The organism is Haloarcula pellucida, assembly GCF_014647235.1.
GTDB lineage: Archaea > Halobacteriota > Halobacteria > Halobacteriales > Haloarculaceae > Haloarcula > Haloarcula pellucida.
This window is the reverse complement of record NZ_BMOU01000001.1, coordinates 1077841-1093282: the sequence shown is the minus strand read 5'-3', so window position 1 is coordinate 1093282 and position 15442 is coordinate 1077841. Positions and strand designations below refer to the sequence as shown.

The window sequence follows — 15442 nt, the reverse complement described above, 5'->3', positions numbered from 1 at the left end:
CATACTGGTAACCGAATTTACACGTCGGGAACATGGTTCGGCACGGTCTCGGAGGGGGTCTTTCCGCCCCTGTCCTGTCAGTTGGTGGCATACTCTCGGACAAAGGGTAGATTATTGACGGGCGGGTCCGGAGGATGGCACATGACCTACGACACCGTCCGCGAGACGGACCCGGCCGTCGCAGACGCCCTCGAAGGTGAGCGTGCCCGGCAGAACGACACGCTGGCGATGATAGCGAGCGAGAACCACGTCTCCGAGGCCGTCATGGAGGCCCAGAGCTCGGAACTCACGAACAAGTACGCCGAGGGCTACCCCGGCGAGCGCTACTACGGCGGCTGTGAGTACGCCGACGACGTAGAGGAACTGGCCATCGAACGGGCCGAAGAGCTATGGGGCGCAGAACACGTCAACGTCCAGCCCCACTCCGGCTCACAGGCGAACATGGGCGTCTATCTCGGCGTCCTCGAACCTGGCGACAAGATTCTCTCGCTGGATTTGACCCACGGCGGCCACCTCTCGCACGGCCACCCGGCGAACTTCGCCGGACAGGTCTACGAAGTCGAGCAGTACGAGGTCGACGAGGAGAGCGGTTACATCGACTACGAGGGCCTCCACGAACACGCCGAGGAGTACGACCCGGACATCATCGTCTCGGGCTACTCCGCGTACCCGCGCGAGGTCGACTTCGAGCGGATTCAGGAGGCCGCCGACGCCGTCGACGCCTACCACCTCGCCGACATCGCCCACATCACGGGACTAGTGGCGGCGGGCGTCCACGAGTCGCCGGTCGGCGTCGCCGACTTCGTCACCGGGAGCACGCACAAGACCATCCGCGCCGGTCGCGGCGGCATCATCATGTGCGACGAGGAGTACGCAGACGACATCGACAGCGCCGTCTTCCCGGGTTCGCAGGGCGGTCCCCTGATGCACAACGTCGCCGGCAAGGCCGTCGGCTTCGGTGAAGCGCTCGAACCCGAGTTCGAGACCTACGCCGAACAGACCGTCGACAACGCGAAGGCGCTGGGCGAACGGCTGAAAGAGCACGGCCTCGAACTCGTCTCGGGCGGCACGGACAACCACCTCGTGCTGGTCGACCTCCGCCCGTCCCACCCGGACACCACGGGCAAGGAAGTCGAGGAGAGCCTCGAAGAAGCCGGCATCGTCCTCAACGCCAACACCGTCCCCGGCGAGACGCGCTCCGCGTTCAACCCCTCGGGCATCCGCGCAGGCACGCCCGGCCTCACGACGCGTGGCTTCGACGAGGACGCCTGTCGCGAAGTCGCGGACCTCATCTACGACATCGTGGACGCCCCCCACGACGAGGACGTCGTCGCCGAGGTCAGCCAGCGAGTCGACGAACTCACCGACGAGTACACCCTCTACGACTGAGCGGCCCACACAGTTCTTTTTGTCTCCCGGCCCCCAGCGACCGGTATGGCACCCACCCGTCGGACCGTCCTCGCGGCAGGCGGGACACTCCTGACCGGGCTGGCTGGCTGTGGTCGCTCCGGCAGCGAGGCGTCGACAGACGAGCGTGTGACCGGCGGCGACGGGCCCACGACTACCGACCCCACCGCGGACCTCGACCTGCGAGAAGCGAACGTCACCGCCGTAGAACTCGCCGCCGAGAGCGATGGCCGGTACCGGTTCGACGTGACCCTCTATCACGACGACGACGGCGAGGACGGCTACGCGAACTGGTGGCAGGTCGAGACGCTCGACGGCGAGCAGTTGGGTCGCCGTGACCTCCTGCACGCCCACTCGACGGCGCCGTTTACGCGCTCCGAGACGGTCACAGTCCCCGAAGACGTGGGCTGTGTCGCCGTTCGGGGTCACGATGAGACCCACGGCTACGGCGGGCAGGCGATGCTCGTGCGCGTCCCGGGGGGCGAGACGACGCCCGTTCGACAGGGACGCGAGCGTCGACAGTTCGACACCGAAGCGTGTCCCTAACGGCGTACAGGCGTCTGTATCCAGTGTGGCATAGTGACGTTTTTGCCCTCCGAGTGTCCCTCTCCACGTGATGACAGACATAATCGACGGTGACGCGGTCGCCCAGTCGGTACGTGAGGACCTCTCGACGGCTATCGACCAACTCGCCGACGCGGGCGTCCAGCCCTCGCTTGCGACGGTCCTGATGAGCGACGACCCGGCCAGCGAGACGTACGTCTCGATGAAGCAGGACGATTGCGCCGAAGTCGGTATCGAGGCCATCGACATCGACATCGACCCCGGCGCCGACGCGAGCGAACTGTACGACACCATCGACGACCTGAACGGAGACGAGAACGTCAACGGCATCCTCGTCCAGATGCCGGTCCCGGACCACGTCTCAGACCGCGAGGTCCTGCGGGCCATCGACCCACGGAAGGACGTCGACGGCTTCCACCCGGAGAACGTCGGTCGACTGGTCGCCGGCGACGCCCGATACAAGCCCTGTACGCCCCACGGCATCCAGAAGCTCGTCGAGTCCGCAGGCGTAGATACCGAGGGCAAGGACGCCGTCGTGGTCGGTCGCTCCGACATCGTCGGGAAGCCGATGGCGAACCTCCTCATCCAGAAGGCACCGGGCGGCAACGCGACGACGACGGTCTGTCACTCCCGGACCCAGAACCTCGCGGAGAAGACCCGGAACGCCGACATCCTCGTCGCCGCCGCCGGCGTCCCCGAGATGATAGACGGCGACATGGTTGGCGAGGGCGCGACGGTCATCGACGTGGGTATCAACCGCGTCGAGGCCGATACCGAGAAGGGGTACGAACTGGTCGGCGACGTCGACTACGAGAGCGCAAAGGAGGTTGCGGGTGCCATCACGCCCGTTCCCGGCGGCGTCGGCCCGATGACGCGGGCGATGCTCCTCTACAACACGGTGAAAGCCGCGGGTCTGCAGCACGATATCGACGTCGACCTCCCCTGAATGCCCTCGCTCGCCGCCTTCGCGGACGACGGCGTCTACACCCGGCGGGTCACCCGCACAGTCGAGGCACCCGCGTTCGCGGCGTTCCAGAACCGGGTCGAGGACGGCCTCCGGTGGGGCGTCGGTGCGCTCGTCGAAGACGCCGAGGACCGACTCCTCCTCGTCTACGAGGACGAGATGTGGAAACTCCCCGGTGGCGGCGTCGAACCCGACGAGAGCCGGCAGACGGCACTGGTCCGCGAAGTACGCGAGGAGACCGGCGTCACCGTGACGCCGGACGAACTGCTTGCGGTGACCGAAGTGACACTGACCGACGGAGTACGAGAGACCGGCTTTCACTTCGGCACCTACCGAGCGACGCCGGCAGAGACGACGCTCACGACGGACCCCGGTCTCCCTGGCGAGGCCATCGAACGGGTGGACTGGCGGCAGTCGGTGCCGGAGAACTGTCTCGATTGTGAGTTGCTCCAGCGCTTTCGCTGACTCGGCCGACCGGGCTCACAGCGTCGACTCGTCCAGGCCGGTGAGCCAGTTGTCGGCGGTGACGTAGGCGCTCTCGTCGCCGTCGCCCACGAACCGGCCGAGGTCACGGACGGCGTGGAGCAGGCGGTTGGCGTCCGCGGGGTCGACGTCGCCGTCGAGCGCCTCGATTCGCTTTCGGTGGTCGCGGATACGTCCAGATAGCTGTCGTCCCTGCTCGTTGGGATGGTCGTCGAGATACTGGCGGACGTCGGACTGATAGCGCTCTACGGCGGTGGCCATCGCGAGCCCGAAGGCCGACTGAAGTTCGGTCGGCACCTCGTCGGTGTCCGGACGGTCTCCGTCGTCGGCCCCGCCCAACAGGTCGTAGAAGTACAGTTCGGCGTCGTCGCTCGGGCGCATCTCTCTGCCGATAGCGCTCGCGACGTACTGGAGTTCGACGGCGGCGACGTACGTCTCGTCTAGCGGTTTGAGCGTGCCGGTGTCGATGAACCCGCGCTTGCGAGTGTACTCGCGGCAGGTCTCGGCGGCGCTGCTCGCGACGTCGTCGAGTGACGCCTCGTCGATACGGCTCCGTATCGGTGTCAGGTCGAGCGAGACCGGCGCGTCGGTGTGTTCGGTGCGCTCGTCGACACCGACGCTATGGACGCTCCCACACTCGGGGCAGGCGATGCTCCCGGTGTCGTAGTACGACCAGCGGGCCCCACAGGACCGACACTCGCGGTCACCGCGAATCTTCATACTCGTCTCTGCGCTCGCCGTCCTCAAGTTTGTTCCGCGAGCGGTCCGTAGGCGAGGCCATGCGTTCGGAATCCGAAGTACGCGAGCAGTACGAGTTCCTCGCAGAACAGTTAGAAAGCGAAGAGATGCGTCACGAACGGATCCGGATGATGTTCACATATTACAAGCGAGCGCTGGGGTGGGTACTGGAAGAAGAGCACATCTGAGTGCGATTATTCCGGCTGAATAAGGTTCGGTAACTAACACCACTGGGCGGGTGCCGGTACTTTTAAGTTCATCACTCCCATTCTGTCAAGTGACGCTTCGCTTGGAGGGCCGAAGCGTCAGCGGGGACCAATTCAGGGCGGCAAGCGGTCGCGTTTTTCGCGACCGCTTTCCACTTACTTCGCTGGACGACGCCGGGGAGTCACTTCTGTGGGCGGGCCGTTTACTCGATGCGTAACTCGCCAGTGGTCGCGTCGTCGCCAGAAGCGTCCTCGGGCCACTCCAGTTCGACTTCGATACTCAGTTCACCGGGTCCGTCGACGGGGCCCTCACGCTCTGCTTTGACTTCGAACTCCACCTCGGTGGGCGGGTCGAGCGACACCGACCGATCACCGGAACTGAGCGTCACGTCGCCGCCGGCAGCGACGGAGTCGGCGAGCGAACGCAGGTAGTCAGCGACGGCTTCGCGCCCCATTCGCTGCTCGGTTTCGAACAGAATCTCTTCAGGCATACACTCCCTTGGGTCCGACAATAAATAATACCGCTGGCATCACCTTTGACGGTATGATGTAATCTTGACTCGAAATAGGGAAGCGGAAATTCTGTCTACAAGACGCTACATGCGGCCGATAACTCGACCTAAGCTAGAGGGGGAGAACAAAAACCTCCGATTCGACACATTTAAGCGATTCAGACAATAATGTACAACTAGACCGTATCGATGCACGACTTGACAGGCTTTCAGCGTGACCTCCTCTACGTGATCTCGGGCCGAGAAGAGCCACACGGACTCGCGATAAAGGAGGACCTCGAAGAGTACTACGAGAAAGAGATTCACCACGGCCGGCTGTATCCGAACCTCGATACGCTGGTCGATAAAGGGCTCGTCGAGAAGGGACAGCGTGACCGCCGGACGAATTTCTACACGCTGACGCGGCGCGGCCGACGCGAAATCGATGCCCGGCGAGACTGGGAAGACCAGTACGTCGACCTCTGAAGACGGCTTAGCCGACCTCTGGATCGTCGGACCCGGGGGGTGACGGTGACTCGCTGGTCGGCTCCGACGCCGTGGTCTCGTTCTCGGCATCGATCTGTGCATCCGTCTCCGGGTCGCCCACTTCCTCACCGATGAGGTTCGTCGGGTCGACCGCTCTGGGACGAACCGGTTCGCCCTCGATGAGTTCCGGGAGGACGAACCGGGCGAACTGCACGACGAAGACCAGTAGCATCGGTGCGAGGAAGATGCCGTACCACCCAAAGAGGAAGGGTCCGAGGATGTACGCGAACATTAGCGTCCCCGTGTGGAGGCCCGCGGCGGCCGTTTCCTCGGTGTCGCGCGCGCCGAACCGGCCGATAGAGAACGACTTGCCGCTGGAGACGTAGGGGCGGACGAGGAGGTCGGGAATCGTGTCGACGACGACGAACGCGACGCCCGTAAAGAGGGCGACGAACCACCACTCGCCGCCACCGAGCGCCGCCTGTATCCCGAGATACGCGGCCATCGGCACGTAGACGATTTTCATCCCGATGATGGGGATGAGGCTCGCGGCCCCGGCGAGAAGCCCGATCAACGCGGGATACGGCACCGACGCCCCGGCCGGCGCGACCACGTCGACGAGGCTGAACGAAATCGCACCGATAGCGCCGGTGACGATGGCGTTGAGGATGTTCCCGTAGAATACCTTGTGGAAACTCCGGTCGACCTCGTGGAAGTACCGGTCTAAGACGCCGCGGTGGTCTAGGAAGTTCTTCGCCCACTCGGCCAGTCGCGGGCCGTCACGGAGGAGGTAGAACGCGACGGCGAACATGACGAAGCCGTGGACCAACCCGGTCCCGACGAACCCGAGGTAGTTGACGAACTGGCCGAGCGTATCGACGATCGCACCGGGACCGGCGGCGTCAGAGAGCAACGCCTGTGGGTTCTGAACGTGGTCTGAGACGTCGAGGTACGGTTCCACGAAGGAGGCGTACGGACCGATGTCAGCGGTGTCTGCGAACCGGTCGAACTCCTGTAACGCGATGGCGATAGTGTAGTACAGCAGGATGATGACGGGAAAGGCAAGGAGGAACAGCGAGAGCATCGCCGCGATCGTTCGCTGGCGCACCCGACGGTAGACGCGCCGGTAGAGCGGGCGCGTCGCGTAGTAGAGGAAGATACCGAACACGAACGTCCCGATGAAGGTGTAGAGGACGAACAGGAGCGTGGCTGCGAGAATCACGCCGAATCCGATCCAGAACGCACGTGGCCAGTCTACGTCCACGTCGTACTGTGCCATTACTCCCGGTTTCACCCCGCCCGGCAAAAAGGTGTGCTGTCGCTGACCCGAATACTTTACCCTCCGGCCGAGTAGCGGTTGTGTGAGCGTTCCGATACAGTTGTCGTCGTTTCCGGTCGATACGGCCGTTCTTCGCATCCTCTTAGCGGGCGCGCTGGGTATGTTTCTCGGGCTGGAGCGGGAGTGGTCACAGAAGACGGCGGGCATCCGCACGTTCGCGCTCATCAGTCTCCTCGCGGCGGTGTTCACCATCGTCGGCAGCGAGGTTCTCCTCGTCGTCGGTGGTGTCCTCGTCATCGTTCAGGGCGTGTTACTGGCCGTACAGGGACTCTTACAGGAGGACGACCGACTCTCGCTGACGACGTCGGTGTCGATGCTGGTCGCCTACGGCGTGGGCGCGCTCATCGCGAGCGGCTACACGCTCGAAGGCGTCACCGTCGCCGTACTCTCGTCGCTGTTGCTCGTCCTCAAACGCGAACTGCACAGTTTCGCGTGGGGGCTCTCGCGACAGGAGTTGCGGGCCGCGACGGAGTTCGCCATCATCGCGTTCGTCGTCTATCCGCTGCTCCCCGCCGACCCGGTGGCGGTGCCCGGCGGGTTGCTCGACATCACCGTCGAACTCCGGGTTATCTGGTTGATGGTCGTGTTCGTCGCGGGCATCGGCATCGTCAACTACGCCGTCGTCCAGAGCTACGGCGGCCGCGGTATCGCCATCACCGGCTTCTTCGGCGGCCTCGCCTCCTCGACGGCCGTCGTCGGGACGATGCTCGATCACGTCCGACAGCGGCCAGAGGCGACGTCGTACGCCGTCGCGGCAATCCTGCTCGCCGACGCCGCGATGGCGCTTCGGAACCTCCTCATCGCCGTCGTGTTCTCGTTCGAACACGGCCTGTTGCTGGCTGCCGTCGTCCCGCTCTCGGCGGTCATCGTCGGGAGTGTCGTGGTCGCCGCCCACACGGCGGACTGGGGCGAGACGGTCGACATGGAACTCGACAGTCCGTTCTCCCTGCAGAATGCGCTCGCTTTTGGCGGCGTGTTCCTGCTGGTCGTCGTCGTCGGGGGCGTCGCCAGCGCGCGGTTCGGCACGGCCGGACTCTACGTCACCTCGGCGCTGAGCGGCCTCGTCTCCAGTGCGGGCGCGACCACCTCCGCGGTCCTCCTGTACCGCGGCGGGGCTATCGGTGAGCAGACGGCGATGGTCGCGATTCTCGTGGCCACGGCGGCCAGTATCGTCGTCAAGGCGGCGCTGACGGCACCCGGGCCCAACCGGAAGTTCGCCTCCCGCGTCGCGCTCTGGAGTTCAGTCGTCCTCGGTGGCGCGAGTCTGACGGTCGTCGCGATGCTGGCCTAGGCCGTTCAGAACTGATAGCGCCGGTCGTCGTTGTCCTCTGCCTGCGGGAACTGGTTCCCGCCGGTCATCTCGTCGAAGGTCATCCCCGAGAGGTACTCGTCGTACGTGGCGTCGTAGCTAGAGCGGAGGTGAAAGTCCAACTGCCCGCGATCGACCATCGACTGGAACAGCATGTGAACCGCCCGATGGACGAGTTCGTCGGCGTCCTCGGGGTCGAGTGCGACCGACAGCATCGCGAGTTCGTTGCGCGTCTCGCCGTCGAGCGAGACGGAGAGGTCCTCGCCGAACTCGGCGTATCGCTTCTCGACGTCGTCCTGAAGGTCTTCGAGAGTCATGTCCGGTCGAAGGCGAACCGCGCGGAAACGCTTTGCGACTCGACGGGGCGAGAGCCACCGTTAGTATCGGTCCTAGAAAACCAAATCTTATACGTGATAGGGGATGTGAAACCACGTAACGCTCGGGTCGGGGGCCCGGTGTGTGCGAGTTCGCATGACAGGACGCGACGACGGCGGTCGCCGGATAGGCGGCCAGAACGGGGATTCGGGGGACGTAGACGACCGGTCGAGCGACAGCGCTGACGCCCGTCTCGGAGACGGCTGCAGTCTCGCGATTATCAGCCGTCGATACGGCGGCACCGTCGCCGTCGCGTTCGGTGTCGTGGTCCTCCTCGTCGCCGCGACCGGCGTCGCAAGCTACGGGATCGCCCACCAGACCACGGAGTCCGAGAGGATCGGCGACTTGCGGACGACGGCGACGGTTCAGGCCGAAGCGGTCGGCGGGTGGCACGACGCGCTCCGCGTGCGGACCCGAACCCTCTCGAACGCGGCAGCGCTCCAGTCGGACAACGAGACACGAATACGTCGGTTTCTCCGCAACGGTCCTACGACGGATAGCGACAGCGTGACAGCGGTCCACTACGTCGAGACGGCAGGCGTGCGGGGCACCGTCGCCGTCAGTACGAACGAGTCCGTAGAGGGTGGGTTGCTCGCCAGAACCGGGCCGGCGTGGCGGCCGGTCGTGGCAGCGGCGAACGGCGACGACGGCGACGACGGCGTCGTCCACTCTGAACGGGCCTACGACAGTTCGGATGGTCCGGCGCTCGCGTTCGCGAGTCCCGTTCCCGGCCGCGATGCCGTCCTCGTCGTGGTCGGGACGGTGGACGAGCGACGGTTGAGCGGCGGGTCGACGCCGCTGACCGTCTTCGGCGAGGCGGGCGAGGCGGTGTTCGCGAGCGACTCGGATATCGTCCCCGAGACGGCCCCGGAATCGAGGATGGACGCGGTCACCAACGGGACAGCGGTGACCGCGACGCGCGGTGACGCCGTGGTGGCGTACGCGCCGGTGGACGGTACACAGTGGGTCGTCGCGACGGCCGCCGAGCGAGACGTCTTCGCCCGGCCGACGCGAGTCGTCGGGCTGACCGCGGCGGCGATACTCGCGGTGACGGTCCTGTCGCTCGGTGCCGTCGGTCTGTTCCTCACTCGGTGGACGGTCGGGCCGCTCACGAGGTTGACCCGGCGAGTCAGAGCGATGGAGCAGGGTGACCTCGACGCCGACCTCTCGACGGCCCGACGAGACGAGGTGGGCAGGCTCTACGCCGCCGTCGAGGGGATGCGTGACAGGACACGCGAGCAGCTGCGCCAGGCCCACGAGGCGCGGGAGGCCACAGAGCGGTCGAGACGCGAACTCCAACGTCAGAACGACCGCCTCGACCAGTTCGCCTCGACGCTGTCACACGACCTGCGGAACCCGCTGACGGTCGCTCGTGGCCACGCCAATCTGCTCTCGGCGCAGTTCGACACGCTGGCCGCGGACGGCGTCGAGACGGACGCCCTCCAGCGTCACGTACACAAACTGGAGGGGGCACACGACCGCATCGAGTCCATCATCGAGGACGTCCTCACGCTCACCCGCGAGGGCGCGAGCGTCGAGGAGACAGAGCGCGTCCACCTCGGCGACGTCGCCCGCGACGCGTGGGCGAACGTCGACAGCAAGGACGCCAGCATCGTGGTGGCGGAGAGTCGCCCCATCGAGGCCGACCGGTCCCGCCTCCTGCGGGCCTTCGAGAACCTGTTCCGAAACGCCATCGACCACGTCGGGGAGGAAGCGACCGTCGAACTGGGGACGCTGAGCGACGGTTTCTACGTCGCCGACGATGGGCCCGGCATCCCGGAGGACGCGGTCGACGACATCTTCGAGTACGGCCACACCGACAGCGAGGGCGGCACCGGTCTGGGCCTGTCCATCGTCAAGACGATCGCCGAGGCACACGGGTGGCGGCTCTACGTCGACACCACCTACGAGGACGGCGCGATGTTCGTCTTCGCGGACGTGTTCGACCGCGACGACCACGGGTGGGAGGCGTCGGCCTTCGAGTGGGCGACGACCGACGACGACTGACCGTAACCACCACACACAAACCGGGACGGGACGAACGAGTGGGCAATGAGCGAGCAGTCGGCGACGGACGTGCCGGGTGAGGTGCCCGCGGACCTCGAAGCGATCCAGCGGGCGCTCGTCGAGTGGTACGAGACCGACCACCGCGAGTACCCGTGGCGACAGACCGAGGACCCCTACGAGATTCTCGTCTCCGAGGTGATGAGCCAGCAGACCCAACTCGACCGCGTCGTCGACGCGTGGCGGGACTTTCTGGACCGCTGGCCGACCGCAGAGGCTCTCGCGGCGGCCGACCGGGGCGACGTGGTCGGCTTCTGGACCAGTCACTCGCTGGGGTACAACAACCGAGCGAAGTACCTCCACGAGGCCGCTCGACAGGTCGTGGAGGGCGAAGCCGGTCCGTCGGACCGCCCTCGAAACGGCGGTGAAACCACCGCTGACGGCGAGTGGCCACGGGACCCGGACGGCCTCTCGGAGTTGATGGGCGTCGGTCCCTACACCGCCAACGCAGTCGCCTCCTTCGCGTTCAACAACGGGGACGCAGTCGTCGACACGAACGTCAAGCGCGTGCTATACCGCGCCTTCGGCGTCCCGGACGACGACGATGCCTTCGAGACGGTCGCCCAGCGACTCATGCCCGAGGGCGAGTCTCGCGTCTGGAACAACGCCGTCATGGAACTCGGCGGCGTCGCCTGCGAGAAGACGCCCGACTGCGACGGCGCGCAGTGTCCGTGGCGCGAGTGGTGTCACGCCTACCAGACCGGCGACTTCACCGCACCCGACGTCCCCACACAGCCGAGCTTCGAGGGGAGCCGTCGGCAGTTCCGCGGGCGCGTGATCAACGTCCTCAACGAGTACGACGAACTGACCCTCGACGACCTCGGTCCCCGCGTCCGCGTCGACTACGCACCCGACGGCGAGTACGGGCGCGAGTGGCTTCGGGACCTCGTCGGTGACCTCGCCGAGGACGGCCTCGTCTCTGTCGGCGAGACAGACGGGACGACTGTCGTCGCGCTGGACCGCTGACGACCGGCTGAAACCGGCAGACTGTCGTGCTCCGTCGAGCTCGGGATCCTCGTGACGCCGACGACCAGCAGACCACCTCTCCTGGCCGCGTCACCGATGGCGAGGGCGTCGGCAATCTGTCAGACTCATCGACCAGTACCGTTCCGCTATCCCTTTACTCGACGCGCGACTCGCCCTATACATGTCCCGACCCCACGTCGTCGGTGTCGCCGGCAGCCTCCGTGACGATAGCTACACGCGCGTCGGCGTCGAACGCGCACTCGACGCGGCGCGAGAGGCGGGCGCGACGACCGAACTGCTCGACCTCCGCGAGTTCGACCTCCCCGTCTTCGACGCAGACGACGGAAAAGCGGGTGACGCTCCCGAACTCACCGACGCAGTACGCGAAGCCGACGCTATCCTCCTCGGGACGCCGGTGTATCACGGGTCGTACTCCGCACCGCTGAAGAACGCGCTCGACTACTGCGGATTCGACGAGTTCGAGAACAAGACGGTGGGCCTGCTCGCCGTCGCCGGCGGGAGCTTTCCCATCACCGCGCTCGAACACCTCCGGTCGGTGTGTCGGGCGCTGAACTGCTGGGTCATCCCGCATCAGGCCGCCATCCCACAGGCCAGAAACAGCGTCGAGAACGGCGAAATCGTCGACGCCGACGTCGAGGACCGCGTCGCGACGCTCGGCGAGGAAGCGGTCCAGTACGCCAACATCGAACCCGACCCGCCGTGCCTCGAGAGCACGGAGAACGTCGGGGCAGACGATTAACTGACCGGAGTGCAACCGCGCCGACGACCCTGACTCGCAACCGTCTTACTCGCTCAGTCGCTACGTTGGCTCGTGACACAGTGGGTCGAGAACCCGACGGGCGGGCGCGACAGGGGGCCGAGTGCGCTGTTGCGCGCGTGGGCCGAGATTCTGATCCGGCCGCGGCGGTTCTTCCGGACCGGCGTCGCGCCCGGTGATCAGGCGCCGGGGCTGGTGTTCGCGGCGATGGTCGTCCTCGTCGAGGAGGCGAGTCGGTTCCTCGTCGTCGACCTCGCGCGGCGCGGCCTCGTCTCCACGGGGCCGTTCCTCTACCCCGCCATCGGCGATTTCACGCCCGGCATCGCGGTACTGGCACTGCTCGCCGTCATCGTCTTCGTCACGCCAGCGACGGTCCACCTGACGGCGGCACTCCAGACGCTCCTGTTGCTGCCCGTCGCGCCGGACCGCGGCGGCGTCAGCGAGACGGTACAGGTCATGTGCTACGCGATGGCGCCGTGCCTGCTGGCCGGCCTTCCGTCGCCGGAACTCCGGGTGCTCGTGACGGCGTGGGGCGCGGCCCTCTACGTCGTCGGGACCTCGGTCATCCACGACCTGCGGATCGGCATCGCCGCCGCGGTCGCGGCCCTGCCCGCTGCCATCGTCTTTGGCTACGGGTTTCGCGGGTTCGACGCGGCGCTTTGGCTCCTCGGTAGTGCGGGGTTTTAGGCGTCTGCACCGCGCAGTGTCGGCATGCTCAGTCTCGACATCGAGCAGTTCATGCTCGAACTGAAAGACGGCGCGTTCAAGAACGTCGGCCCGTCGAACAAGCAGGCGACGATCAAGATGTACGACGTCGAGGGCGTCGACGTTCGCGAGTACGGTGACAAGCGCGTGAAACTCGCCTTCGAGGACGAACAGGGCAGCGAGATAGAGGTCGCGCTGTTCCCCGAACAGGCCAGAGCGGTCGCTGAGGGGCTCGAACTGCTCGAATCCGAGAGCGAGCTGTTCGACTGAGAGTCGGCCTCACCCTCGCGCGTAATTCGACAACAGTTTTAGGCCCGAAGCGCTTCGTCCGGGCAATGGGTTCGTGTATCATTTGCGGCACGTCCGTCGACGGACGCATCTGTGACCTCCACGAGGAGGATGCCGTATTCGAGTTCAGAGGCACCAGTCCCGACCAGCTATCGGTCGGTCGATACTACCGCGGCAGCGTCGACGGCTTCGCCGAGTTCGGCGTCTTCGTCGACATCGGTGACAGCGTCACCGGCCTCCTCCACCGGAGCGAACTGGACCGCCGCCTCGACTCCCTCGACTGGGACTCGGGCGACGAAGTGTTCGTGCAGGTCAAGAACGTCCGTGACAACGGCAACGTGGACCTCGGCTGGTCCATCCGCCAGTCCGAGCGCGAGTTCCGCGGCGTCCTCGTCGACGACCCCGACGTGGGGCACTCGACGCTCCTCGAAGACGAAGACGAGGAGACGACCGAAGCCCCAGAGCAGTCGGGAAACGCTGACGGGGACGAGGAGTCGCCTCAGTCCCCCGAAGCGACCTCCGAAGACGTCGACGAGCCCGCCGATGATTCGGCTGAAGCGGCTGTCGATGCTGACGAGACGTCTGCCGGTGCTGTCAGTCAGACCGGCGACGCCGACCGCGTGAACGGTGCGGGCGGTACGGTCGGACAGGGGAGCGACGACGCAACGAGCGACGAGACGAGCGCCGCGTCGACCGGCGGGGCCACCGCCGTCGTCGAGGCCGACGAACAGGACGCCACAGCGGCCGCCGAGGAAGCAGCAACCGAGGCCCTGTCGGTCGTCGCCGTCGGCACCCTCGACGACCACGTCGGTGACGACGTCCGACTGGAGGGCGAAGTCGTCGGCATCCGCCAGACGTCCGGACCGACCGTCTTCGAACTGCAGGACGAGACCGGCACGGTCGACTGTGCGGCCTTCGTCGAGGCGGGCGTCCGCGCCTACCCCGACGTCGAGGAGGGCGACGTGGCCCGATTCGAGGGCGAGGTTCGCCGCCGACGCGGGGAGATTCAGGTCGAGACGGCAGCCCTCACCGTCCTCGAAGCGGACGAGCGCGACGCCGTCGAGCAGCGACTCGCAGACGCGCTGGACGACGAGGCCCGACCCGAGGCTGTCGACCCCCTGACGGACGACTCGACGGTCGATGCCCTCTCCGAAGACCTCGTCGAGGTGGCGACCCACATCCGGAAGGCCGTCCTCACCGACCGCCCGGTCATCGTCCGCCACGCGAACACGGCCGACGGCTACCTCGCCGGGAGCGCGCTCGAACGCGCGGCCCTCCCGCTGGTCACCGACCAGCACCGACGGTCCGACGCCCAGTACCACTACTTCGACCGCCGGCCGCTCGAAGGCGGCGTCTACGACATGGACGACGCGACGAAAGACACCACGACGATGCTCGACAACCGGGCTCGTCACGACGAGACGCTGCCGCTGTTCGTCTTCGTCGCCGCCGGCGGCACCCGCGAGAGCCTCGACGGCTTCGAACTGCTGAACGTCTACGGTGCGCCGACCGTCGTCATCGACGACATCGACGTCGACGGTGCCGTGACCGACGCCGTGGACGCGGTCGTCTCACCGAGTCTTGCCGACGCGCCCGAGACGACTGCGACGGCGCTGGCCGCGAACGTCGCCGCACACGTCAACGACGACGTGCGCGACGACCTGCGCCACCTGCCCGCCGTGAGCGTCTGGGAGGACACGCCGCAGTCCTACCTCGACGCCGCCAGCGAGGCCGGCTACGACGAGACGGCGGTCACGCAACTGCGCGAGGCCGTCGCGCTGGAGGCGTACTACCAGTCCTACGAGGACAAGCGCGAACTCATCACGGACCTCGTGTTCGGTGACGACGAGGACGACGTGGGCGGCCTCGCCGGCCACGTCGCCGAGCAGTTCCGCGAGAAGGTCGACACGGAAGTCTCGACGGCCCGCGCGAACATCGACGTCCAGACCGTCGCGGACAGCGAGATAGCCGTCCTCGACACCGACGCCTTCTCGCATCAGTACGAGTTCCCGCCGGAGACGCTCCTGCTCGACGAACTCCACCGCGAGATCCGCGCCGAGGTCGACGCCGTCGTGGGCGTCGCGACGGACACGCTGTACGTCCGTACCGACGCCGACGTGGACCTCCACGAACTGGCCGACGCCGTCGCGGAGGCGGTGCCGGAAGGCGGCGTCGCGACTCGGAGTGTCCGCGAGGGCTCCATCCGGTATCTGGCCGGCGAGCAGTCTGCCGTCCTCGACGCGACGCTGTCGACGCTCAGCGACGACCTGTAACGACGC

17 protein-coding genes are annotated in these 15442 nt (G+C 66.4%); 13 read left to right on the top strand and 4 right to left on the bottom strand.

The features are described from left to right. The first annotated feature begins 141 nt into the window (after positions 1 to 141). The 4 genes from glyA to IEY28_RS05700 all read left to right on the top strand — a co-directional run bounded on the left by glyA (position 142) and on the right by IEY28_RS05700 (position 3400). Positions 142 to 1389 carry a serine hydroxymethyltransferase gene (glyA, locus tag IEY28_RS05715; protein WP_188995354.1) on the top strand — a complete coding sequence of 416 codons (1248 nt, stop codon included), beginning with the start codon at positions 142 to 144 and terminating at the stop codon, positions 1387 to 1389. Between the two features lie 45 nt (positions 1390 to 1434). Continuing rightward, on the top strand, positions 1435 to 1953 hold the full coding sequence (locus tag IEY28_RS05710; protein ID WP_188995352.1) for a hypothetical protein: 519 nt from the start codon (positions 1435 to 1437) through the stop codon (positions 1951 to 1953). Positions 1954 to 2023: 70 nt separating this feature from the next. Beyond that, positions 2024 to 2917 (top strand): bifunctional methylenetetrahydrofolate dehydrogenase/methenyltetrahydrofolate cyclohydrolase, encoded by an 894-nt coding sequence (locus IEY28_RS05705; protein WP_188995350.1) that lies wholly within the window; start codon positions 2024 to 2026, stop codon positions 2915 to 2917. After that, complete coding sequence (locus IEY28_RS05700) at positions 2918 to 3400, top strand: NUDIX hydrolase (RefSeq protein ID WP_188995348.1); 483 nt, start codon at positions 2918 to 2920, stop codon at positions 3398 to 3400. Between the two features lie 15 nt (positions 3401 to 3415). Here the strand turns inward: IEY28_RS05700 and IEY28_RS05695 are convergent, their stop codons facing one another. Continuing rightward, positions 3416 to 4138, bottom strand: a complete 723-nt coding sequence (locus IEY28_RS05695; RefSeq protein ID WP_188995346.1) for a DUF7117 family protein — start codon at positions 4136 to 4138, stop codon at positions 3416 to 3418. Positions 4139 to 4197: 59 nt separating this feature from the next. On the opposite strand from IEY28_RS05695, the gene IEY28_RS05690 reads away from it, so the two are divergent. Further along, positions 4198 to 4344: a hypothetical protein gene (locus IEY28_RS05690; RefSeq protein WP_188995345.1), complete on the top strand. Its 147-nt coding sequence runs from the start codon at positions 4198 to 4200 to the stop codon at positions 4342 to 4344. A 221-nt stretch (positions 4345 to 4565) separates the two neighbouring features. Here the strand turns inward: IEY28_RS05690 and IEY28_RS05685 are convergent, their stop codons facing one another. After that, positions 4566 to 4853, bottom strand: coding sequence for an amphi-Trp domain-containing protein (locus IEY28_RS05685; RefSeq protein ID WP_188995343.1), 288 nt, complete (start codon positions 4851 to 4853; stop codon positions 4566 to 4568). Positions 4854 to 5063: 210 nt separating this feature from the next. Between IEY28_RS05685 and IEY28_RS05680 the strand changes: the two genes are divergently transcribed. Beyond that, positions 5064 to 5339, top strand: coding sequence for a PadR family transcriptional regulator (locus IEY28_RS05680; protein WP_166970575.1), 276 nt, complete (start codon positions 5064 to 5066; stop codon positions 5337 to 5339). A 7-nt stretch (positions 5340 to 5346) separates the two neighbouring features. On the opposite strand, the gene IEY28_RS05675 is transcribed toward IEY28_RS05680, so the two are convergent. After that, complete coding sequence (locus IEY28_RS05675) at positions 5347 to 6618, bottom strand: AI-2E family transporter (RefSeq protein WP_188995341.1); 1272 nt, start codon at positions 6616 to 6618, stop codon at positions 5347 to 5349. Positions 6619 to 6700: 82 nt separating this feature from the next. On the opposite strand from IEY28_RS05675, the gene IEY28_RS05670 reads away from it, so the two are divergent. Next, on the top strand, positions 6701 to 7969 hold the full coding sequence (locus IEY28_RS05670) for an MgtC/SapB family protein (RefSeq protein WP_188995339.1): 1269 nt from the start codon (positions 6701 to 6703) through the stop codon (positions 7967 to 7969). 5 nt (positions 7970 to 7974) lie between these two features. Here the strand turns inward: IEY28_RS05670 and IEY28_RS05665 are convergent, their stop codons facing one another. Continuing rightward, positions 7975 to 8304 (bottom strand): ribbon-helix-helix protein, encoded by a 330-nt coding sequence (locus IEY28_RS05665; protein ID WP_188995337.1) that lies wholly within the window; start codon positions 8302 to 8304, stop codon positions 7975 to 7977. 154 nt (positions 8305 to 8458) lie between these two features. Here IEY28_RS05665 and IEY28_RS05660 point away from each other — a divergent pair, with 154 nt between their 5' ends. From IEY28_RS05660 to IEY28_RS05635, 6 genes are all read left to right on the top strand, one after another. Beyond that, positions 8459 to 10369 carry a sensor histidine kinase gene (locus tag IEY28_RS05660; protein WP_188995335.1) on the top strand — a complete coding sequence of 637 codons (1911 nt, stop codon included), beginning with the start codon at positions 8459 to 8461 and terminating at the stop codon, positions 10367 to 10369. Between the two features lie 45 nt (positions 10370 to 10414). Further along, entirely contained in the window at positions 10415 to 11392 is a 978-nt protein-coding gene (locus tag IEY28_RS05655; RefSeq protein WP_188995333.1) for an HhH-GPD family protein, read from the top strand. A 181-nt stretch (positions 11393 to 11573) separates the two neighbouring features. After that, positions 11574 to 12152 carry an NADPH-dependent FMN reductase gene (locus tag IEY28_RS05650; RefSeq protein ID WP_188995331.1) on the top strand — a complete coding sequence of 193 codons (579 nt, stop codon included), beginning with the start codon at positions 11574 to 11576 and terminating at the stop codon, positions 12150 to 12152. 72 nt (positions 12153 to 12224) lie between these two features. Next, a complete protein-coding gene (locus IEY28_RS05645) occupies positions 12225 to 12857 on the top strand; it encodes a YIP1 family protein (RefSeq protein ID WP_188995329.1) in 633 nt (210 codons plus the stop codon). 24 nt (positions 12858 to 12881) lie between these two features. After that, positions 12882 to 13145 (top strand): hypothetical protein, encoded by a 264-nt coding sequence (locus tag IEY28_RS05640; RefSeq protein ID WP_188995327.1) that lies wholly within the window; start codon positions 12882 to 12884, stop codon positions 13143 to 13145. 65 nt (positions 13146 to 13210) lie between these two features. Beyond that, positions 13211 to 15436, top strand: coding sequence for an OB-fold nucleic acid binding domain-containing protein (locus IEY28_RS05635; protein WP_188995325.1), 2226 nt, complete (start codon positions 13211 to 13213; stop codon positions 15434 to 15436). Positions 15437 to 15442: the final 6 nt, after the last annotated feature.